A 20,706-nucleotide genomic window follows, 5' to 3' on the forward strand; every position below is an offset into this window, starting at 1 on the left:
TTGTCACTCCTTCTCCAGACGCTTCGTAATCTCATCCAACAAGAGACTGTCTGCAAGCAAGCTCTTCGGCGAGTATCGCCCTTCGTTTTTTGCCTGTTCCAATCGTTCCAGCAGATGAGCAAATTTCTCTACCTCTTGATTTGTCCATCTTGTTTTGGCATATCGCATGATTTCCAAACGATCAGCCCGTTGGTGCACTCCCCACCGATCGTACAACAGCTGTCGCATGTACGCTTCTCGATGGCGCAACGCATCCTGTGCCAGCCCTCTTCGCTCATACCAGCTAGACACGGCGAGCAACGTCTCATCACCACGTCGCACCGTCCATTCCCTAAGCGTATAGACTGGTCCGAAACGTTTTCCTCTCCACCACACATATAGCAAAAGCAGGATACCAAGTTGAATGCAGGCAACTATGAGCCAGCCCGGGTAGATCGCCAAAAAACCTGGTTTTTCCTGCAAGCCGTGATGGTATTCGTCTACCCAAAGGACAGACCAATCTCCTTGTACATACGGCCAGATCGCTTCAAAGTGGGACAGTCGATCAATTTTTTGATTGGTTAGCCATTCAGGTACGAGAAAAAACGTGACACTGCCATCTCCCACTTCTGTTCTTCCTCCGAGTATCCCCTGATCGTCGTAGAGAAGTGGCTCCATGTCCTCATCTTCTAAAAATCTAAATGAGGTCTCTGCTTTGCCTATGAACCTGCCCTGGACGAGCGGTCCCTGAATGTTTCGCTCCTGATTTTCCTTATCCCGGATGTACTCCGTATAAAAGGGAAGGTCTTCCCACGCTGGACTCGACTGAAAGAGAATCAGGTCATTGCCTTCACTGACCCAATCCAGAGTGTCTATCTGTTCCTCTGGCATCAGTCTTTCCGGCTCTACTACGAGCATGGCCTGCCCAGTTGCTGTTGGTAAAAAACGCATAGGCTGCCGCCATTCCTTTACCTGCTTGCCTTTTTCCTCCAGTAGTACGAGCACAGCCTTGATTCCGCTCGGCTGTGCAGACGAAGCCAAGTACGGAGGGAGAGGCTCAGCTGTAGGCTTGACAATCAACCAGCCCACGATGACGAGCAACAAGGTAGCCACAACTATTCCGACACGATAGGTGCGCAAACTATCCATGCTGTCCCTCCTCGCGCCAGATGCCTTCCAGTTCGTTTACACGCTGCCAGAACGACCCTTCATCAACCAGTGCTTGCCCGTACCAAACAGCGTCGAATTCTCGTGCGAAGCTGCCGAACACATCACGTAAGCTCGGTTGATTTGCCTCAATTTCTTCTGCGTATTCCCAATTCGTTTTCCATTTCTCCACACGAACCCATGACTTCATTTGCAAATAAACCAACAACGCCAAAAACAACGAGCGTTCTCCTTCCCGCCATTCTCCTCGCGCTGCTTTTTCTTTCGCATCACGCAAATAGTCTGCATGAGAACGTATTTTTTCACCGTCCATAAACAGCGGTCGATGCTTCTTCTGTTCCCAAATCATTCTGCGGAATAACCAGTAAATGATGCCGACCAGTCCCAGCACTGCCATAATGAGCACGAGTGTAGATACGGTATTAGCCGCACCAGTTGGAATATGGGTCCACTGAAAAAGATCAGCGATCAACTCGATCAGAAACTCCACCGCTCTTTGAATCCAGTTCTCGCCACTGCCTTGGGGCAAATTGAACTCGTCTCTGGCTAGAATCTCTTGTAAATGCTCCTTGTCATCTACCCAAGGACTCGTGCTAATCATGAGTAACTCCCGGCTCTTGTGCAGGGGTAGGAGTTGCTGGTTCTACTGGTGCAGATGTGGCAAGCTGACGGCTTACTAGCTCTTGTAAATCTGTCCCTTCTTTTCTCACGCGGAGATCAAAGTAAGCCAACGCGTAAACAATGGCCATCCAAGGGGTCAAGAGGCAGGTAAGTGCAACCAGAATCATTTGCGCGAGGATAGATGTACCTAAGACGCTAGTGAGTACTAATTGCATGCCGCTAGAGAACATCGAGTAGATCACACTGAGAACAACAAAAAGACCAAATAAACGCCAAAAGTTTCCTTTTGTCATATTCCAGCTCTGACCGATTCCGACACCATCGCGTTCGAACAGAACGAGCGGCATATAGAAACCCCAACGAATTAAGAAAAAGCCTGGTACGAGCATCATCCCAGCAATTAAGAATAAATAGCCAAATAAAACTAAAACGATCATAAGAACAATGCTGCCTTCATCTGACGGATCAAATATGGTTTCTAATGTCATTCCACCGGCGAAGGCGATCATGACGAAAATCAATCCATATACGATGACAAATGCTGTCGACACTGCAAACGCGATTACTCCATATAGGAAAGTACTGCCCGCGAGCGGCCAAAATCGACGAAGTGCCCCCTTCAAGGCATCTTTTAAGCTCAAGGTCTCTCCCTCGAGAGCAGCCTTCGTCAGCAAAATCGAACCGGAAATCATTTGCGGATAGGCGATGATCAAAAGGATTGGTGCGACAAGGAATATGAATATGAGCAGCATCGGAAGGCTTTGTGTCATAAATTCTTCTTGTCCGGCAAATCTTGCGCCTAACGATTCTGCAAAGTCCATACCTTCTGTATCTTGTGCGAGCAAAGGCACTCTGGTCAGATCAACCAAAAGCAGTTGCTGCAGGAGTAACAATGGACCGAACCAAATTAAAGCCAACAAAAAGAATGCTCCAAAATGCTGGCGATACACAGAAAAGCTCTTGTCCAACAGCTTCCCCACTCCCATGGGGGCAATCGGCGTACGATTCATGAGAAACCTCCATCTTTCTTTTTGAGATTACCTGATAAGTATACACGATTTTCCTATTTTTAAAAAATCATCTAATTTTGCTAATGTTTTCCTGCCTGATTTTGTCAAATCAGGTGTTAGTCCAATGCCGTTGCCATCCTGCTGAATATGATATTGCATGCATAGTAAGGAGAGTGTTGCCTTTGAAAGCATTGAGAAAGAAGAAGCTAAAAGCAAAGCAAGCCCGCTTATGCCGCTGCAAGAAGCGATCTACCAAACGCAAATCCAAAAGTCTGCTCAGGCAACTACGCCGTTTTGTCCGTATCCACGTTCGCGCACCTCAAGTGAATGTGACCACCCCCATTCCACAAGTAGAAGCACCTGTTGTACATGTAGAAGCACCTGTTGTACATGTAGAAGCGCCTGTTGTACAAGTAGAACGGCCTGTTGTACAAGTAGATGCACCTTATGTACAAGTAGAAGCTCCGAAGCCAATCGTCATCCCTGCACCATTAGTGAAGGTAGATGTCGAAACGGAAGAATCAGCGGATCAAGCATGTATAGAAGGGCTTCGTCAAGAACTCAGCAATTGCATGAGAAGGGATCAACTTGTGGAGGTCTTACTGACGACGGATTGGGGACCTGAGAGTCGTTCTTACCGAGTCGGAAAGCTTCTTAGAGTAGACGAAGGAATCATTGAATTACAGACCTTAATCTCCTCACGTACAAACGGAGCCTCTATTCTTATTCCTATCACCCACATCGTCGCAATTATTCCAAATGCAGAACCGAATTGAACAAGCTGATATTTTGCAAAGCTTCAGGATTATCTGGTGATGCGGGGAGTCTGTGCGTAGTAGATTCCCCGCATCTTCTTCCCTCCATTTTGTACAAACTCATGTGGGACAAGCCCTTTTGTTCAGACTAGCCTGTCCACTCTAGCAGGGCATTGCACGACTCTTTCGTCCCGAAGGTATGAATAAACGCCCACTTCTCCGCTCTTTCTCAGAGAAGTGGGCTGATAGCATTCACTTTTTGGTTTTACCTACCCCTGTTGTTCCATACGTCTAACACATCTCTTGCGACTCGATCCCATGTAAATCTTTGTTCAGCAAGCTGGCGTCCGCTTCTCCCCATTTGACGTTGGAGATCGCGGCTGGACAATAGTTGTTTCAGCTGTACAGCAAACGCTTGAGGGTCCTCGGGCTGCTCGACCAACAGTCCATTGCCTCCAATGATCACCTCAGCATTTCCACCCCGCTTTGTCGTGACAAATGGAAGACCAGCAGCCATCGCTTCATAATGAACACGTGCCAGTGGTTCCTCCCATTGCGAAGGACAGACAAAAACGTCTCCCGCCCAGAACCAGTGGTGAATCTGATCTGCCGGAACAAATCCCGTTGTAATAACCGGAACAGGCGAACGATTCGCTAGTGAGCGTACATATGCTGCATAGTCACTGATTTTATTTTCTCCGTACCAGGACCCTCCAACCAAGACGAGAGCGATATTGGAATGGTAGGAGCGGAGTTCATTCATCGCGCGAACTAGAATGTCGGCCCCTTTTTTCGGCGTCAATCGTCCAACAAACAAGATCACTTGTTTGTTGCCAAGATTGTGCGTCGCCCGTAGTTCCTGACGAATCTTTTGCGCCATATTGGATCCTTCCACCGGAACGAATGTTTCCAAGTTCACACCTGAATAAATCGTGCGGAGTTTATTTGCTGCTTCTGGATACAGCGAGGCAATGACTCGGCCGACATAATCACTGATGGTGATGATGCGTTCTGTTTCAGCAACAGCTCTAGCAGCGTCTACCTGCCCTATTTTTACCGGATCAAACATATCATTGTGCATACTTAGAATAATACGTGCGTTCGGGCATACTTCACGAATGATAGGAACCATCCGCGGTCGGTTAAAAACATGGATGACATCATAGTTGTTCGCACTCAGGAAAGCGGCTACTTCGCGTGCATAGATCTCGAAAACACCTTGACCATTTACTCGCACATAACGCGCATTGCGAACTTTTTCATCCATCGGTAGCGTGGGATCCGACGTTCCCAGGATAGTCAACTCGTGATGCCTCCCTAGAATATCTGCAATCCCTGCAATATAAGTCTGAATCGCTCCCCCTCGTATAGGAGGGACTGGCAATTTCTCTGTACAGACCATGATAACTTTCATCCGTATTCTCCTTTCCCGTTCCGACTTCTTACATTAGTTGCCTCTCGTCTTCTTTGATTTATGTCGCTGTTTCTTCATCTGATTATTGATGAATTTACGGCTTGGTTTCGCCGTCTTGGCAACCTTCTTGCTCTTGTTGGAAGTGACGGTCCGGGACTGCTGTTTAGATGTCCACACAGTTCTTTTTTTGTTTTTCCCTGCTTGACTTGTGGGTTTTGATTTGCCTTTTACATCGATAGAGACCTTTACTCTCCTTTGAGGCTTGCTTGACTTTTTGCTGCTGCTTTTTGAAACAACAGAGCTCATTCCCCGCTTTTTGTTTCGACGAACGAGTTTTCTTACTTCGCTTGTATCGTGTGGGGCTGATGGCGTAAAAGGAACATTTCCCGAAAATGAGATTGCAGTTTTTCGGGGAGTGCTGCTTTGTCCTACCTCTCCCCCTTCCTGCTGGCCTTCTTCCGGTAAAACTGGCGTTTGTTCGGAAGTCGGAAGCGAACTGGCTACCTGATCCCTTGCAGGCTCCTTGACTTTGGACGCTTTGTCTTTGGATCCCTTGACCTTAGACTCTTTATCCTTAGACACCTTGACCTTGGACTCTTTGTCTTTCGGCTCCTCTACCAAAGTCTCTGTCGTTGGAATGGATACCGCAACAGGTATGAATTCCTTGATACCTGATGCTACCCTTTGCGGTTCAACTACTTCCGTTATTTGGTCATAGTTGCCCGGTTCGTAGTTGCTAATGTCTTTTGCGAGTTCTGCCAATGCCGCATCTTTCGTTGTATCCCCCGTCAAAACTCGCTGCAGAATGCCTTCCGCTTCCGTCGACAGAAAGATTTCGGGATCATAAAACATCTCTTTGAGGTGCTTATAAAATTCGTTTGGCACTGCCATGTCATTTAAGAGCACTTCAAACGATTCGCGATCCAGTGGATTCGCCTTATGATAGGCTTCGATCATGCCGCGCATCCAGGTAACATCCCAGACGCCCATATCATCCATCGTACTGGTAATGAGCTTGCGCAAATCCCGAAATGGCAAATCGTACGACACGCCATCCAGGTCGATGACCCAAAGCCCCCCCGGACCATTTTGACCATTTGACCAGCCGTAATCTTGGTGCACCAATCCCCAATGCGCCTCTCCCATTTTGATCATTTTCGGATAGGCAGATGTTTTTAGTTTCTCTAAGGCTGCCCATGCTTGCTGTTCATAGTGATCAACGACGGCCAAAATGGAGTTACTTGTTGGGATTTCACTGTAGGCTTTAGCTACTTCCCGCATCCACCCGATTTTTTTGGCAATCTTTTGATAATGATTGGGCCAACGATATAAACGGGAAGAGTTTTTGGCTCCTGCGGGCGGAATATAGCCTTTCGAATGACGATGGAATTCACCAAGACCATAACAAAGCTCTTGCGCGCCTACCAAATCTACTTTTGTTGCCGGTTGCAAAGCAATCCAATCGGTAACAATCCAGAGCTTCCCGCCTTTTTCTACAAAAAGACTGCCATTTCGGGCAGGAATCAGTGCTGGTACTCTTGCCCCCTGTTTGACGACGTATTCTTGGAAAGCCACACTATAGAGACTGCGTTCAGGCGTACGGTGCAGTACCTTTAGGCTACGCGGACCTTTATCTGTTTCGATGCGCCAAATAGCCCCGCCTTTATCTGGCTTGGAAGTAATGAGCGTACGACTCTTCACCGACATGTCATACTCTTTGATCACTTCATCTGCGATCGCATCTACTTCCGGTGGCACTGTCAAATCCCAGTTAGCCGGCGTTTCCACATTCCCTTCTCGGGTATCCCATGGCTTAATCACATATTGTTCCATTCCATTCCCCCCACACTACTGTGGTGATGCCTTCGTCCTTCTCCATAAGCTATTCGCTATGTTCTTATCTCGAACCGGACAAATATCATTGGGAGTCTGCCAATTCGTTATTCGCACAGGGATAAAGTCTCGCAAAAAAACAACTTGACCCTTCGCATGGTAGCGATAGTCAAGCTGTTCATGTTAAATCATTAGCAATTCGCGTATTTCTTGCTCGGTTAAAGAAGAGATAGCCGCTTGCCCCGGTATAATGATTTCCTCGATCAAGTTTTTCTTTTTTTGTTGCAGCTCGTACATCCTCTCTTCGACCGTTCCCTCTGCAACAAGCCTGATCACTTGAACGACTTTCTTTTGCCCGATACGATGGGCGCGATCGGCTGCCTGTTGTTCTACGGCGGGATTCCACCACAGATCATACAAGATTACGGTGTCCGCACCCGTCACATTCAATCCGGTTCCCCCAGCTTTCAATGACATGAGAAACAAATCCCGCTCTCCCTCGTTAAATCGGTTGCACAAATCTAGTCTCTCTGCTACTGGTGTCTGCCCATCCAGATAAAAAAACGGGACACCATGATACCCCAGCTCGCGTCCGATTATCCCTAGCATCTCCGTAAATTGAGAAAAGAGCAAAACGCGCTTCCCAGCGTTTTTGCATTCACCAATGATCTCGAATAGCTGTTCGAGCTTTGCTGACCCTCCGTCATACTCTTTGACGAACAACGCGGGATGACAACATATCTGACGGAGTCTCGTCAAGCCTGCGAGGATTTTGATCCGATTTTTTTGAAAGCCTTTATTGTACAGATGCTTCACCGTTTCCTGTTGGAGCTGCGCCAAATAAGCGACATACAGCTTTTTCTGTTCTGGCAACAGCCTTGCGCTTTGCAGTGTTTCAATTTTGGCCGGTAATTCCTTCAGTACCTCAGTCTTGAGCCTGCGTAATAAAAATGGACGCGTCCGCTTCGCAATCGTATCTCGCGGCAAGTCGAGGAATTCCTTTCGCGCCGGAAAAAGCTCAGGGAAAACAGCATCGTAGATGGACCACAGCTCCTCTATCCTGTTTTCCACAGGCGTTCCCGTAAGAGCAAAGCGCTGCTTAGCTTTTATTCGTTTTACTGTCTGAGCTGTTTGGGTCACATAGTTTTTGAAGGTTTGCGCTTCATCCAAGATCAAGGTGTGGAAGGAATGCTCCTCGAACTGGGCATGATCACGACGCAAGAGCGGATAAGAAGTAATGAGCACATCCATTTCTGACATCTCGTTTACGATTTGATACCGCTCTTCCTTCGTTCCATCCACAATAACGCTACGGATATTTGGCGCGAACTTTTTGATTTCATTGTGCCAATTGTATAAAAGAGAGGCAGGAGCCACGATAATCGCCGGGAGCTTTTGTTCTCGGATTTCGGGCAGTACAGAGAGAAGAAAGGTAATACTTTGCAAGGTCTTCCCTAGGCCCATATCGTCTGCTAGAATCCCCCCAAAGCCGTAGTGTGCCAGTGTTTTCATCCATTGATAGCCAAACTTCTGATAATCTCGAAGTGTCGCCTGCAAAGATTCGGGTACTGGAAAGTCCAGATTATCAGGGTTACGCATATTCTCCAAAAACTGGCGCAACGATTTGCCTAGCTGAACAGACTGTCCCTGGATCGGTATATCGAGCAAGCGCAGCCCGCGAAATGCAGGCAGTTGAAAACCACTCCCCATTTGCTCAGCATATTGCATGCCCATCTCATCCAGGAAACGATTGATTTGCTCAAATTCCTTTGTCTCAAGCGGTAGAAGCGCTCCATTCGACAGCCGATGATATCTGCGCTTTTCATCTACCGATTGGATAACACTTCGGATTTCGGACTCAGGTATCCCATCCATATCAAAGCGAAAATCCAGCCAATTTGTTCGCTCATCGACATCCACTTTTACTTTTGGTGGTAGGTGGAGAGGTTGAATCCTGATTTTTACGGAAGTTGTCGCGTATACCTTTAACAGCTTTTCCAGCTTAGGGACGACGTGGTAAAGGAAGTCGTACTCAGCTTCCTCGTCATCTAGAAAATACCCTCCTTCCGTACGGGTAAAGGCACTTTCCTCCATTAGCTCTAAAATCTGCCGCTCCTTCTCCCCGTCACGCATCAAAATCAGCTCACTGCCACGTTGCCCTTCTCCTTCATACCCTTCCAGCGGATTGATGACAATATCGCCATATTGAAACTCAAGTCCCCCCAGCAGCCGGTCTCTTACCCTGTCCAAATACAGCTTAGCTTTTAACTGGAATTGCACGACTCGATCCGAGACGGCCTTTGCAATTTGCACGTTCCCCAGCTTCATCAAGGCCGGGACAACCTGCACCATGAATAGCTCGATTTTTTCCGCGGGAATGTGAATCCGCTCACTGCTATGAGATTCTAACAAGTGCTTTAGCTCTGCCAAACTGTGGCATTGTTCCTTTGGCAGTCTGTGCCATATGCCATCTACGAGCAACAATCCGTAAGCTTCCAAGACCGTGATTTGCTTGAATCCTTGGACTTCCAACTGATATTGCTCGGTTTTGGTCTGGTCGAATTCAAAGTGAAGTGGCGGCGGCTCATCTATACATGCAAACGTTGGATACATTTGGTCATGATGCTGAATGTGAACAGACGGTGCGGTAAGTAGCAAAGCAAATAATCGCTCCCAGGTAAATGGTGGAACAAGAAGAACCCGTTCCCCACCCACATGCTTCTGTTCCTGATAATGGTAGCTTGCTGTCTCTCGATATATTTTTTCTGTGCGATAAATTTGCAGGAGTTCACGGAGGATGGCTTCATGCTCTGGAAAAAAGCGATGCAAATTCGGATCATAGGTAAATTGGCTAGAGAAACGATACACTTGCTGCTTATCCACCCGATCTAAAAACGCGCGAATGTCCTTTACGATGTACAACCTCTTTGGCCCTAGCTTCAGCTCTATTCCGATCATGCTCTTGCGAAAGCTGTACGGTACGATTTTACAGATGATTTCCAAGGCAAGCGTTGATCGCGAATCCAGCAACACGCGATTATGGCTTGTCCGAATCGGCCGGTCCACGAACAAACCGAACAGTCCCTCTGTTAGTTGGGAATCAGGCTGGGTTGTCATGCCTGCTTGTCTGGCTGTAAAGGAAGTGGAGTAGCTGCCAGAAAGCTCGTCTACTTGCAGATCGCGCATGGTTAACAACGAGGCTGCGATATGTTGGCAGTAATGATCGTACGACGCTAAAGTAGGACAACTACACACTGCTGCCATACCTGACTCGTCCAGTTCAATGGTGACCTGATAATTATTTTTTCCTGCGTTCACTGTCGTTTTGATCCAAGCAGGCTCCTGTTGAAAATGCTCCACAAGCACGTTCCCAGAACGGTAAAACGTCTTTCCTCTTTCATAAGAAAGGCGACCGCACCATTCTTTTATCGTTTGATGACTCACTTGAAAGCTCATTTTCTGTTCCATCCTCATCATGAAATATGTTTAATATTACAGAATGCAACAGAAAAAAGATACGCATGTACGCGTATCTTTTTTCAACAAATATAAACGATTAGTCGTCTTCGTCTTCCTCTTCAGATTCCTCGTCATCGGATTCTTCGTCATCAGATTCCTCGTCATCGGATTCTTCCTCATCGGATTCTTCGTCATCAGATTCTTCGTCGTCATCTTCATCTTCATCTTCTTCATCATTATTGCCGAAATACAATTTTTTCGTGGTACCATCTTCGTATTCGATTTTTACTTCTAATTCTTCTGCACCTTCACCGATGGCTTCACGTAATTGCTCCAACCATTCTTCCATGTTAAACACACCTCCTGGCTATAGATGATTATCTGGTAGCATTCGCCAACAGTTTTCTGTCGACTTTGATACTATATGACGAGTTCCTTTTTCTTGTATGGACAGTTGTCTCCTTACCCTGAGAAGATTTTTACACAACTTGGAATACCGCTTCACTTGCCCTTCTACGTAGTTGCTGTTGCAAATGTCCATTTACATATTTGGAAGTAGACTGGACAAACTTTTGATGGAATCGACTTAAATACATCATGACTTCGCTACAGAAGGGAGAACTCATTATTGAAAAGACGATTGATCAAAAGCTTGTTGATCGGAATTAGCTTGTTGCTTACAAGTGCCTTGCCAGTTGACTCGATTATGGCCTCACCAGATCACCCGTACCATTTTGGATTTAAAAAGAGCAAGAATGGTCAATTACCCTCTATCAACGAGGAAGGCTTTAAAGGCATTGTGGATCGTCACGGTGCGGTTTTTTTAGGGGATACTACGAAAAAAGAGGTTTACTTGACGTTTGATAACGGTTATGAAAATGGATTTACGCCTAAGATTTTAGATACACTTGTCGCGAAAAAAGTCCCTGCCATTTTCTTTGTGACAGGGCACTTTGTGAAGGAACAGCCCGAATTGATAAAGCGAATGGCGCAAGAGGGACATCTGATCGGCAACCATTCCTGGAGCCATCCCGATATGACAACCGTATCGAATCAGAAAATCAAAGACGAACTGACGAAAGTAAACGATGCAGTCAAGCAAGTGACCGGACAAGCTAACATGCGTTACCTGCGACCTCCAAGAGGAATTTTCAGCGATCGCACACTTGCTGTAACCAAAGATTTAGGCTATATCAATGTCTTTTGGTCGGTCGCCTATAAGGATTGGGATACCAAAGTTCAGCGTGGGGCAAAATATGCCTATGATAGCGTGATGGCCCAATTGCATCCCGGCGCTGTTATTCTGCTCCATTCTGTCTCCAAAGACAATGCAGAGGCACTCGGGATGGTGATCGATGAAGCACGCAAGCAAGGCTATGAATTCAAGAGCTTGGATCAACTTCCGAAAAAGTAGTGCAAGCCCTTCCTTTTGCAAGCAAAAACTCCCGCTGCTTCGCATGTGCAAAGCGCGGGAGTTTTTTGGTTTAATCGCGATCCAGCAAGGATGCTCCAGCAATACCTGGATGAGTCATTTCAAATGGATCGAGAATCAGATCCAGTTCCTCTTCTGTCAGGACATTGTGTTGCAAGCATAGCTCACGTACAGACTTTCCTGTCAAAATAGCTTCGCGGGCAATGCGTGCAGCAGTCTCATATCCAAGATGAGGATTCACCGCAGTGATGACGCCTACGCTTTTTTCCACGTATTCTTTCATGCGCTCGCGGTTTGCTTCGATTCCTTCCAAGCAGTGACGCGTAAAGACATCGAACGCATTGTCCATAATGCTGATCGATTGCAGCAAGTTGAAGACAAGCACAGGCTCCATAACGTTCAGTTCTAGCTGACCTGCCTCAGATGCCAAACAAATCGTATGGTCATTTCCGATGACCTGAAACGCTACTTGGTTGATGAGCTCTGCCATAACAGGATTGACTTTTCCTGGCATAATCGAGGAACCTGGCTGACGTGCTGGCAAGGAGATTTCTCCCAGTCCAGCTCGAGGTCCTGATGCCATCAAACGTAAGTCATTCGCAATTTTAGACATATTCATCATGCAAACTTTCAGTGCTGCTGATACTTCTGTGTACGCATCTGTGTTTTGTGTAGCATCCACGAGATGCTCTGCACCTGTCAGCGGGAAGCCTGTGATATCGGCAAGATGCTTGACGACTGTTGTAATGTAGCGAGGGTCAGCATTCAAACCTGTTCCTACCGCAGTCGCTCCCATATTCACTTCGTACAAATGCTGACGAGATTGCTTGATACGCTTGATGTCGCGCTCAAGCACTCGACGGTATGCTTCGAATTCTTGGCCCAAGCGAATCGGAACCGCATCCTGCAAATGCGTTCTGCCCATTTTAATGACATCATCGAATTCTTTTGCTTTTTGGTCAAATGCATCATGCATCTTATCCATCGTCACGAGCAGCTTTTCCAACAGGGTGAGTGTTGAAATATGAATCGCTGTCGGGAAAGCATCATTGGTAGACTGAGACATGTTGACATGTGTATTTGGGCTTAGGTGGAAATAATCTCCTTTTTTCTCACCAAGCATCTCAAGACCGCGGTTTGCGATCACTTCGTTGGCATTCATATTGATCGAAGTACCTGCTCCACCCTGGATCGGATCGACGATAAATTGGTCATGCCATTTTCCTTGCATGATTTCTTCCGCCGCAGCGACAATCGCATTTCCTAACCGCGGATTCAATCTGGAAACTTCCATATTGGCCATCGCAGCTGCTTTTTTTACCATTGCCATTGCATTGATGAGGGAAAAATGAAGACGATACCCGGTGATTGGGAAGTTTTCCGTTGCTCGCATCGTTTGCACGCCATAATAAGCATTTACTGGAATTTGCTTCTCGCCAAGAAAGTCTTTTTCCACTCGAAACGTCTGTTGTTCCATTCTTATCAGACCAGCCTTCTAGGAATAATGGTTGCTACTTCCTCTCCATTCTATCATAGTTTGATGCAGGAAGACTCATCCACCTGAAACACTATTATTTGTTTTTACGTCTTACTATTTGTAGGTACCATTTCATACCAGACAGAATCGAGGGATACCATGAAAAAACTGCTTTTGCTGCTGTTGACGATTGGCTTGCTACACGGATGCACGAGTGGCACAGATAGCCCTTCCACTCCAACAGAACAACAGAAGCCACCCGTTGCAGCAGAGCCCGAGACACCTGCTTCTGAGACACCTGCAACTACACAACCACCTACAACGCCTGAGAAGCCACCAACGGAACAACCAGCTCAACAGGAGACTGTGTATGCCAATGACATTTTCCGCAATGTCACTGTAAAGAAAACCGCCCAAGACACGTTTGAAATCAAAGGACAGGCGAGTGTGTTCGAAGCAGTATTCAATTATGTCGTAGAAGATGGACATAACGAGCTGACGCAAGGTTCCGTGCAGGCTACGACCGCTGCTCCGGATTGGGGAGATTTTACCCATACACTAAAAGTGAAAAAAGCGGAGCCGAACAGCACACTGACACTCATCTTGTTTGAAACAAGCATGAAAGACGGCAGCCGAAGAATGGAACTCATCATTCCGCTCCCGGAATAAGGCCTAAAAAAAAATCAGACCCTCTCTATGAAAAGAGAGGGCCTGATTGAAAGGGTCTATTATTAGGTAGCAGTAGACAGTCAGTTGCCGTATGCCTTGCTGTTACTTTTACTCGCCTTGTTCTTCCTTGAAGCATTCCATGCAGAGCGCACCATTGTTCTCGATTTCATACTCTGTTAAGCGAGCCTGGCAAGACTTGCATTGTTTTTCCGTGAGCACTAAGTTCAAGACTATAACTCCTCTCAATGATGTAACGTAGTCTATTTATATTATAACCAAAGATTTATATCAGACAAATAGCTATCTGTTAAAATTTCGTGAATTTTCAAATATAAAAAATAATAAACAAAGAGGAGATCATCATGACCTCACCCTATTTTTCACTTTTTCTGCCAGGCGAGCCGTTTCAGCTATTTTCCACTTCTCACGTTATCACCTTGATTCTAGTACTCTGTCTGGTCGTGCTCACCTATTTATTTCGGCAAAAGCTCCGAGCCCCGACAAATCGACTCACCACACGTTACGTACTTGCGGGTGTCTTGCTCTTGTCAGAGGTTTGTTATCAGCTTTGGCATGTTTATACCGAGAGCTGGACGGCTGCTTATACATTGCCCTTGCAGTTGTGTAGCGTGACCCTCCTCCTTTCTGCCATGATGCTGATGACGAGAAGCTACGGGCTGTATGAGATTACGTTTTTTGCCGGGATTGGCGGAGCCATGCAGGCATTGCTTACACCCGAGTTGTTTTATCCATTTCCGCATTTTCGCTTTGTGCATTTTTTTGTAGCCCATGCGGGAATCGTCCTTGCTTGTCTGTACATGACGTGGATAGAAGGCTACCGTCCGACTATCCGTTCGATTTGGAAAACGATGGGCTTTTTAAACCTGCTTTTGCTCGTCGCAACCTTCGTCAACCATTGGACCGGCGGAAATTACTTATTTGTCTCGCGCAAACCGGACAATCCCAGTCTGATTGATTTCTTGGGCCCGTATCCGTGGTACATTGTTTCGTTGGAAGGAGTAGCGCTCGCATTGTTTTTCTTGTTGTACCTGCCCTTCATCCGAAAGCAGTCGTTGGCGAAGGAAGTCAGGAGCGATTTGTCTGTCTGAATTACACCTGCTGCTCGTTTACCCAATCGGTTACAAATTGCAAGAAGCGTTTGGCAGCCGGTGACTGCTTGGAAAAAGAGGTTGCTGCCACCCCCAGCGAACGGTAATGCTCCCCTTCAAGCGGGATCATCCGGATATTTGCAGGCAAGCGGAACAAAATCATTTCCGGAAGGATGCTGATCCCGAGCCCATTTTGCACCATGGCAATAATCGCGTGATCATCTCCCACTTCATATTTGATTCGCGGCTCGATCTGATACTGGGCCAGCAAGCGCTGTATATCATTGTCACAGCCCGTCTTCGGCATGATAAACGTCTCTTCGGCCAATCGGCTCACATGCACCCGCTCCTCTCCGTAGAGCGGGTGCTCCTCTGTCACCAGCAAATACATCTGATCCTTTTTCAAAGGAATACATTCCAAATCCTCTGTTGTCGGCAAGGAGACGAAGCCGAAATCAATCTCTCCGGTTTGAATCCAGCTCTCAATTCCATCGTAATACCCTTCCATCAGCTTAATCTCGATCGCCGGATACTGGTCTTGAAACCGCTTGAGGATACCAGGAAGCCATTGCGTGGATACACTCGTGAACGTTCCAATTCTCACCGTCCCGACCTCCAACCCATTGATGGCAAACACCTCTTGTTTCATCCGCTCATGACAGCGCAAGGTCTCACGCATGTATGGAAGCAGTCGCTCCCCATTACTCGTGAGGCTAATACCGGACCGTCCTCTGGTCAAAAGCGAAAACCCAAATTCCCGCTCCAGACTCGCAATCGCATGGCTGATCGCTGATTGTGTCAGACCGAGTATTTCTCCAGCTTTGGTTAAGCTCCCCGACTCAATAACGGTGATAACTACCTCAAACTTGTTCAAACTCACCCTTCTTCGTCCCCTTTACATGAATCCGATTCATGAAAATCATCACAAACATTCATTTTTCTTATTTAAACGATACTCGTATACTGTTTATGGCGCAATACTGATTAGGACCCGCTTTTTCCCGGGCAAGGAGGCTTATCCCATCATGAAACCGCAAGTGAAAGCCGATTTGGCTATGATTTTGGTCACCCTGTTTTGGGGAACCTCGTATGTGTTTATGCAAATGGGATTGAAGGATTTGGAGACTTTCAATCTAATCGGTATCCGCTTTGGCATTGCTTTTCTACTGGCAGCCGCCTTGTTCCATAAACGCTTGCGTAGCACGAATCGAAAAACATTGCTCCATGCATTCGTACTCGGTGCGCTCCTTTTCGGGGTTTTTGCCACCATTACGAACGGAGTGAAATCAACGACGGCTTCCCAAGCAGGCTTTCTCGTTAGCTTAACCGTTATCTTTGTTCCGCTCTTATCTATTCTTTTGAGAAACCGTCCCGAAAAAAGAGTCTTTGTCGGCGCTGCATTGGCCATGATCGGCATCGGCCTACTCACACTAAGCGCTGAATTTCGCATCAGCCAAGGAGACCTATTGTGCATCGCTGGTGCCCTCTTTTACGCTACACATATTACCGTAACAGGACGATGGGCCAATCAATCCGATACGATCCAGTTGGGGATTTACCAGCTTGGCTTTACGGCACTGTTGGGCATTATTTTTTCTTTTGCGCTGGAGACTCCCACATTGCCGCAGACAACAGAGGCTTGGATCGCCGTACTCGCCCTTAGCGTATTGTGCAGTGCAATTGGGTTTGTTGTTCAAACGGTGGCCCAAAAATATACGACCGCCACGCACACGGGTGTTATTTTTTCCTTGGAGCCTGTCTTCGCTGCCCTGTTTGCCTTCTTGGTCACAGGCGAAACACTGTCTGCTCGCGGGTACATAGGCGCAGGTCTCGTTTTGATCAGTGTGCTGATTGCGGAAATCGATGTGAAGAGCTTGCTGCGCGGAAAGCAGCTGACAAAAAACCCGACTCACTTATCCTGAGTCGGGTTTTGCTTATGGATTATACAAGATAGCAATCTGAAAGAAATCCACGCCTGATTTATTTGCTATGATTGAAAAAATGAGTGTATCCATGACGAAGCTACTTAGTATGGAGGGATGGACATGAACCAAAACAACGAATCAAACAAAATCGTAACGCAAGTAGGTGAATGCGAGATTGTGATCACCCGCGTTTTTGATGCTCCACGCGATCTTGTGTTTGATGCTTGGACGAAAGAGGAGAACCTGTCGAAGTGGTGGGGACCTCGAGGTTTTACGACGACTTCTCAGAAGTTTGATCTAAAACCAGGCGGTACATGGCAGTTTATCATGCACGGTCCTGATGGCGTTGATTTTCCCAACACCAACGTCTTTGTCGAGGTCGTTAAACTCGAGCGAATCGTCTTCAAACATACTGTGTTTCCTCATTTTCTAGCGACAGCCATCTTTGAGGATCTGGATGGCAAGACCAAACTCACTTATCGCACCGTTTTTGAAGAAACTGCCGCTGTATTCGATAAGGTGAAAACGTATGCCGTCCCAGGTGCCGAACAGACTATGGATCGTCTTGAAGAGCATCTGGCAAGTATGTCTGAAAAGTAGATCGTTCAATAAAACTGCGGGAGTCCAGGACTTTACTTTCTTGTCCAGGACTCCCGTTGCTCTGATTCTCGGGTTATTTTTTCAAGACGAGTAGCAAACTTTTCCACCAATGATGGTCATCATGACTTTTGTCGAGAGCAGCTCGTCTGGATCGATGGTAAAGAGGTCTTTGGAATAGACGGTCATATCCGCATATTTTCCACGAGACAGCGTGCCTTTGACATGATCTTCGTTCGTTACCTGTGCACTGCCCAATGTAAACAGATGAATCGCTTCCTCCATCGTCAGTTTTTCTTGCGGGAAGTATCCATCGTGTGTTTCTCCCGGTGCTTTGCGCGTGACGGCTGCGTGTATCCCCAACAAAGGATCAATTGGTTCTACTGGTGTATCCGAGCCCGCAGCGCAAATGATTCCGTAGTTCATCATCGTTTTCCAGATGTACGAGTGTTGAATCCGCTCCTGCCCTACGCGATCCATCACCCACGGGAAGTCTCCCGCAAGAAAACGCGGTTGGATATCGGCGATCCGATGAGGATGCTTCAAGCGATCCAGCAGGTCCGGTCGCAAGATTTGTGTGTGTATAAGGCGGTCTCGATAGGCGACTGCCGGGAACTGATCCAAGCTGTCCAACACCATTTCCAGTGCTTTGTCGCCAATGGTGTGTACGGCAATGGGCATCCCGAGTCCACGTGCTTGGCGAACCAGTTCTGTCAGCTCGTCTTGCTCATGCACAGGATAACCGCTGGTACTCGGATCATCAGCGTACGGAGCTGACAGGTAAGCCGTCCTGCGTCCTAATGCCCCATCTGCAAAAATTTTCACCGCACCGATTTGCACATGAGCGTTGCCATAACCTGCCGTCATGTTTAAGTCGCGCAGCTCATGCATATGCGGATAGAAGACAAGCAGGTTGCTGCGCAGCGCAAGCTCTTCGCCATTGATGAGCTCATCATAGAGCCGATACGTTTGCGCAAGTCCGCCCAATTCACGCAAATCCTCCGTATGTGCCCCTGTCAATCCATGCGCCATTGCATAGCGAATCGAGCTGCGCAGGCTTTGCTTCAACTGATCGTAGTCAGGTCTTGGAATATGCTTCGTAATCAGGGTGGAGGCTGTTTCTAATAGCATACCCGTTGGCTTTCCGCTCACAGGATCATGTACAATGACTCCCCCTGCAGGCACCTCCATGTCGCGATGATAGCCACATAGCTCCAGTGCCTTGCTGTTGACCAGATTCGCATGTCCACATATTCGTGCCAGAAGAATCGGGCAATGTGGTGCAGCTTGATCAAGCTCTTCGATGGTAGGTATGCCGCCACCATCCGCGAACAAATTCTCATCCCAGCCATAGCCTTGTATCCACTTATTTTCAGGTGTGGCTTGCGCTTTTTCTTTTAAGAGAAACAGCATCTCGTCCTTGGAGCGAGCTTTGCTCAAATCCAGCTGCAAAAAGGTGAGACCGAGCCATCCCAAGTGCAGGTGGCTGTCAATCAATCCCGGGGTAGCGGTACATCCTTGCAAATCAATGACCGTTGCATCACTGCCCCCGTATTGAAGAAGCATGTCCGCATCGCTGCCCAAGTCATGGACAATACCATCCCGAGCGACCAGCGCTTGTACGAACAAATGCCTGGAATCTCCTGTGTAAATGCGTCCATTTCTGAAAATGGTTGTCGCCATCTCGTGACCTCTTTTCTGTTCGCTTCTGTATTTTCGTATGCCTATCCTCTCTTAATTTGTTTGCCGCTAGTCGTTTTCCTCCCTGAGATGAAATAACGTTCAAAAAATTGCGATCTTGATTTTTACATTTGGGAAAACATGGTGTTTACTCTCTTTCCTGTTGAAAGCAGCTGCGGTAGGGCACGTTATGTTCATGTCCTATTTTTACGCGGAGGGAACGTATGCAACAAAAAACAAAAAAACGCCTTCCATCCTTCCTTCAAATACAGGAGTCCACTGGTCTGAAAATGTCGCGCCACGAGCCTTCTCATCAAAAGCCATCAGGTCGTCTTGACAATCAAGCTAAGCTGCTGCTGCTGGTCAACGCTGTATTCATTGCCGCTGGCGCCCTTTCTGGCACGTTTGTAAACGTCTATTTGTGGAAGGTAAAAAGTCAATTTGCGCCGATCGCTTGGTTTACTTTTGCTGCCCATCTCGCGGGTGCTCTTACCTTCTGGCTTGCTGGCTGGTATGTCAAGAATTTAAACAAAATGAATGTCTTGCGTGCCGGAATGGCAGTTTCCGCCCTTTTTTATTTGCTCGTTCTTCTGGCGGGGCCAAAAGCTGTCACTTATGCCGTACCACTTGGGCTCGTTCAAGGTATGGCGAGTGGCTTTTTCTGGCTTTCTTTTAATGTGGTGTACTTCGAAATCACGAATGCCGATAACCGCGACCTTTTCAACGGTTGGGCAGGGTTGCTTGCTTCCATTGGCGGCATGCTCGCTCCATGGATATCAGGGTTGCTCATTACGCGGCTTCCGGGCAACAGCGGCTATTCCCTTATTTTCGGGATCTCTCTTGCGCTATTTGTTGTCGGCGTGTTCATCAGCTTTTTTTTGAAAAAACGTCAATCGGAAGGGACGTATTCTTGGAGCTTTTCCTTACGTTGTTTGCGAGAGGAGCCCGAGTGGCGCTGGGCGGCAGGCGCTTTAGCTGGTCAAGGACTGCGTGAAGGTGTATTTGGTTTTGTGATCGGTCTACTCGTCTACATTTCCACGAAAAGCGAGATGACTCTCGGCAACTACTGGTTGACTACATCTGCCGTCGGCCTTGTGAGCTACTTCCTGATTGCCAAATGGTTCGCTCCTCGCTTTCGCAAGTGGGGAATGCTCGCTGGTTCTGTCATCATGTGGGGGATTCTCTTCGTCTTTTTTTGGCAGGTGAGCTTTACGACACTGCTTATTTTCGGGATTGCCGTGTCCATCGCTTATCCGCTGTTTTCTGTGCCCATGCTCTCTACGATTTTTGATCTGATTGGCACTAACGAAGAGAGCGCACGCAATCGGGTCGAGTATGTCGTGCTCAGAGAGTTCGCTCTGGACATTGGTCGGCTGGTGGGGATTCTGATCTTTCTGCTGGTAACCTCCTTGAGCGTCTCTCCACTTACACTGAACTGGTTGATTCTGTGCATCGGAATCGGCCCACTCATCGCATGGGCGTGCATGACCAAGCTATTCCGTCACGTCCCTGCGACTAAAAAAGCAGACAACTAAACGTAAGCGTGCGCCCATGACAAAACCCGCTTCGGCTGACTTGC

17 protein-coding genes are annotated in these 20,706 nt (G+C 47.4%); 7 read left to right on the forward strand and 10 right to left on the reverse strand.

Annotated features, from left to right (window positions below):
* Positions 1 to 3: 3 nt before the first annotated feature.
* The 3 genes from ACQ5DJ_RS21635 to ACQ5DJ_RS21645 are packed head-to-tail and all read right to left on the reverse strand — an operon-like array spanning position 4 to position 2,777.
* Positions 4 to 1,128 carry a DUF4350 domain-containing protein gene (locus ACQ5DJ_RS21635; RefSeq protein WP_429844257.1) on the reverse strand — a complete coding sequence of 375 codons (1,125 nt, stop codon included), beginning with the start codon at positions 1,126 to 1,128 and terminating at the stop codon, positions 4 to 6.
* A complete protein-coding gene (locus ACQ5DJ_RS21640; protein ID WP_429844258.1) occupies positions 1,121 to 1,747 on the reverse strand; it encodes a DUF4129 domain-containing protein in 627 nt (208 codons plus the stop codon). The genes ACQ5DJ_RS21635 and ACQ5DJ_RS21640 overlap by 8 nt, the downstream gene beginning before the upstream one ends.
* Positions 1,740 to 2,777 (reverse strand): ABC transporter ATP-binding protein, encoded by a 1,038-nt coding sequence (locus ACQ5DJ_RS21645; RefSeq protein WP_429844259.1) that lies wholly within the window; start codon positions 2,775 to 2,777, stop codon positions 1,740 to 1,742. The genes ACQ5DJ_RS21640 and ACQ5DJ_RS21645 overlap by 8 nt, the downstream gene beginning before the upstream one ends.
* A 173-nt stretch (positions 2,778 to 2,950) precedes the next feature.
* On the opposite strand from ACQ5DJ_RS21645, the gene ACQ5DJ_RS21650 reads away from it, so the two are divergent.
* On the forward strand, positions 2,951 to 3,553 hold the full coding sequence (locus ACQ5DJ_RS21650; protein WP_429844260.1) for a hypothetical protein: 603 nt from the start codon (positions 2,951 to 2,953) through the stop codon (positions 3,551 to 3,553).
* 244 nt (positions 3,554 to 3,797) lie between these two features.
* Here the strand turns inward: ACQ5DJ_RS21650 and ACQ5DJ_RS21655 are convergent, their stop codons facing one another.
* The 4 genes from ACQ5DJ_RS21655 to ACQ5DJ_RS21670 form a co-directional block, all read right to left on the reverse strand.
* Positions 3,798 to 4,946 (reverse strand): glycosyltransferase family 4 protein, encoded by a 1,149-nt coding sequence (locus tag ACQ5DJ_RS21655; protein ID WP_429844261.1) that lies wholly within the window; start codon positions 4,944 to 4,946, stop codon positions 3,798 to 3,800.
* A gap of 33 nt (positions 4,947 to 4,979) precedes the next feature.
* A complete protein-coding gene (locus ACQ5DJ_RS21660; RefSeq protein ID WP_429844262.1) occupies positions 4,980 to 6,779 on the reverse strand; it encodes a CotS family spore coat protein in 1,800 nt (599 codons plus the stop codon).
* A gap of 183 nt (positions 6,780 to 6,962) precedes the next feature.
* Complete coding sequence (locus ACQ5DJ_RS21665; protein WP_429844263.1) at positions 6,963 to 10,235, reverse strand: SNF2 helicase associated domain-containing protein; 3,273 nt, start codon at positions 10,233 to 10,235, stop codon at positions 6,963 to 6,965.
* A gap of 100 nt (positions 10,236 to 10,335) precedes the next feature.
* The gene (locus tag ACQ5DJ_RS21670) at positions 10,336 to 10,587 is read right to left on the reverse strand and encodes a DNA primase (RefSeq protein WP_429844264.1); all 252 of its coding nucleotides are present in this window, start codon (positions 10,585 to 10,587) and stop codon (positions 10,336 to 10,338) included.
* A 279-nt stretch (positions 10,588 to 10,866) separates the two neighbouring features.
* On the opposite strand from ACQ5DJ_RS21670, the gene pdaA reads away from it, so the two are divergent.
* Positions 10,867 to 11,652 carry a delta-lactam-biosynthetic de-N-acetylase gene (pdaA, locus tag ACQ5DJ_RS21675; RefSeq protein WP_429844265.1) on the forward strand — a complete coding sequence of 262 codons (786 nt, stop codon included), beginning with the start codon at positions 10,867 to 10,869 and terminating at the stop codon, positions 11,650 to 11,652.
* 70 nt (positions 11,653 to 11,722) lie between these two features.
* Here pdaA and aspA read toward each other — a convergent pair whose 3' ends face one another.
* The gene (gene aspA / locus ACQ5DJ_RS21680; protein ID WP_429844266.1) at positions 11,723 to 13,147 is read right to left on the reverse strand and encodes an aspartate ammonia-lyase; all 1,425 of its coding nucleotides are present in this window, start codon (positions 13,145 to 13,147) and stop codon (positions 11,723 to 11,725) included.
* 159 nt (positions 13,148 to 13,306) lie between these two features.
* On the opposite strand from aspA, the gene ACQ5DJ_RS21685 reads away from it, so the two are divergent.
* Together ACQ5DJ_RS21685 and ACQ5DJ_RS21690 are read left to right on the forward strand one after the other, a co-directional pair.
* Positions 13,307 to 13,816 carry a Gmad2 immunoglobulin-like domain-containing protein gene (locus ACQ5DJ_RS21685; protein WP_429844267.1) on the forward strand — a complete coding sequence of 170 codons (510 nt, stop codon included), beginning with the start codon at positions 13,307 to 13,309 and terminating at the stop codon, positions 13,814 to 13,816.
* A 362-nt stretch (positions 13,817 to 14,178) separates the two neighbouring features.
* Positions 14,179 to 14,925 (forward strand): TIGR02206 family membrane protein, encoded by a 747-nt coding sequence (locus ACQ5DJ_RS21690; RefSeq protein ID WP_429844268.1) that lies wholly within the window; start codon positions 14,179 to 14,181, stop codon positions 14,923 to 14,925.
* 1 nt (position 14,926) lies between these two features.
* On the opposite strand, the gene ACQ5DJ_RS21695 is transcribed toward ACQ5DJ_RS21690, so the two are convergent.
* Positions 14,927 to 15,805, reverse strand: a complete 879-nt coding sequence (locus ACQ5DJ_RS21695; RefSeq protein WP_429844269.1) for a LysR family transcriptional regulator — start codon at positions 15,803 to 15,805, stop codon at positions 14,927 to 14,929.
* Positions 15,806 to 15,950: 145 nt separating this feature from the next.
* Here ACQ5DJ_RS21695 and ACQ5DJ_RS21700 point away from each other — a divergent pair, with 145 nt between their 5' ends.
* Together ACQ5DJ_RS21700 and ACQ5DJ_RS21705 are read left to right on the forward strand one after the other, a co-directional pair.
* Positions 15,951 to 16,847: a DMT family transporter gene (locus ACQ5DJ_RS21700; RefSeq protein ID WP_429844270.1), complete on the forward strand. Its 897-nt coding sequence runs from the start codon at positions 15,951 to 15,953 to the stop codon at positions 16,845 to 16,847.
* A gap of 123 nt (positions 16,848 to 16,970) precedes the next feature.
* Positions 16,971 to 17,450 (forward strand): SRPBCC family protein, encoded by a 480-nt coding sequence (locus ACQ5DJ_RS21705; protein ID WP_429844271.1) that lies wholly within the window; start codon positions 16,971 to 16,973, stop codon positions 17,448 to 17,450.
* An 81-nt stretch (positions 17,451 to 17,531) separates the two neighbouring features.
* On the opposite strand, the gene ACQ5DJ_RS21710 is transcribed toward ACQ5DJ_RS21705, so the two are convergent.
* Positions 17,532 to 19,130 (reverse strand): amidohydrolase, encoded by a 1,599-nt coding sequence (locus tag ACQ5DJ_RS21710; protein ID WP_429844272.1) that lies wholly within the window; start codon positions 19,128 to 19,130, stop codon positions 17,532 to 17,534.
* A gap of 221 nt (positions 19,131 to 19,351) precedes the next feature.
* On the opposite strand from ACQ5DJ_RS21710, the gene ACQ5DJ_RS21715 reads away from it, so the two are divergent.
* Entirely contained in the window at positions 19,352 to 20,662 is a 1,311-nt protein-coding gene (locus tag ACQ5DJ_RS21715; protein WP_429844273.1) for an MFS transporter, read from the forward strand.
* Positions 20,663 to 20,706: the final 44 nt, after the last annotated feature.

This window comes from Brevibacillus sp. FIR094, from assembly GCF_050477165.1.
Lineage (GTDB): Bacteria > Bacillota > Bacilli > Brevibacillales > Brevibacillaceae > Brevibacillus.

Excerpts from the sequence above, each read along its gene's own strand:
- ACQ5DJ_RS21635 (WP_429844257.1), bottom strand. The coding sequence starts at position 1,128 with ATGGATAGTTTGCGCACCTATCGTGTCGGAATAGTTGTGGCTACCTTG.
- ACQ5DJ_RS21640 (WP_429844258.1), bottom strand. The coding sequence starts at position 1,747 with ATGATTAGCACGAGTCCTTGGGTAGATGACAAGGAGCATTTACAAGAG.
- ACQ5DJ_RS21645 (WP_429844259.1), bottom strand. The coding sequence starts at position 2,777 with ATGAATCGTACGCCGATTGCCCCCATGGGAGTGGGGAAGCTGTTGGAC.
- ACQ5DJ_RS21655 (WP_429844261.1), bottom strand. The coding sequence starts at position 4,946 with ATGAAAGTTATCATGGTCTGTACAGAGAAATTGCCAGTCCCTCCTATA.
- ACQ5DJ_RS21660 (WP_429844262.1), bottom strand. The coding sequence starts at position 6,779 with ATGGAACAATATGTGATTAAGCCATGGGATACCCGAGAAGGGAATGTG.
- ACQ5DJ_RS21665 (WP_429844263.1), bottom strand. The coding sequence starts at position 10,235 with ATGAGCTTTCAAGTGAGTCATCAAACGATAAAAGAATGGTGCGGTCGC.
- ACQ5DJ_RS21670 (WP_429844264.1), bottom strand. The coding sequence starts at position 10,587 with ATGGAAGAATGGTTGGAGCAATTACGTGAAGCCATCGGTGAAGGTGCA.
- aspA (WP_429844266.1), bottom strand. The coding sequence starts at position 13,147 with ATGGAACAACAGACGTTTCGAGTGGAAAAAGACTTTCTTGGCGAGAAG.
- ACQ5DJ_RS21685 (WP_429844267.1), top strand. The coding sequence starts at position 13,307 with ATGAAAAAACTGCTTTTGCTGCTGTTGACGATTGGCTTGCTACACGGA.
- ACQ5DJ_RS21690 (WP_429844268.1), top strand. The coding sequence starts at position 14,179 with ATGACCTCACCCTATTTTTCACTTTTTCTGCCAGGCGAGCCGTTTCAG.
- ACQ5DJ_RS21700 (WP_429844270.1), top strand. The coding sequence starts at position 15,951 with ATGAAACCGCAAGTGAAAGCCGATTTGGCTATGATTTTGGTCACCCTG.
- ACQ5DJ_RS21705 (WP_429844271.1), top strand. The coding sequence starts at position 16,971 with ATGAACCAAAACAACGAATCAAACAAAATCGTAACGCAAGTAGGTGAA.
- ACQ5DJ_RS21710 (WP_429844272.1), bottom strand. The coding sequence starts at position 19,130 with ATGGCGACAACCATTTTCAGAAATGGACGCATTTACACAGGAGATTCC.
- ACQ5DJ_RS21715 (WP_429844273.1), top strand. The coding sequence starts at position 19,352 with ATGCAACAAAAAACAAAAAAACGCCTTCCATCCTTCCTTCAAATACAG.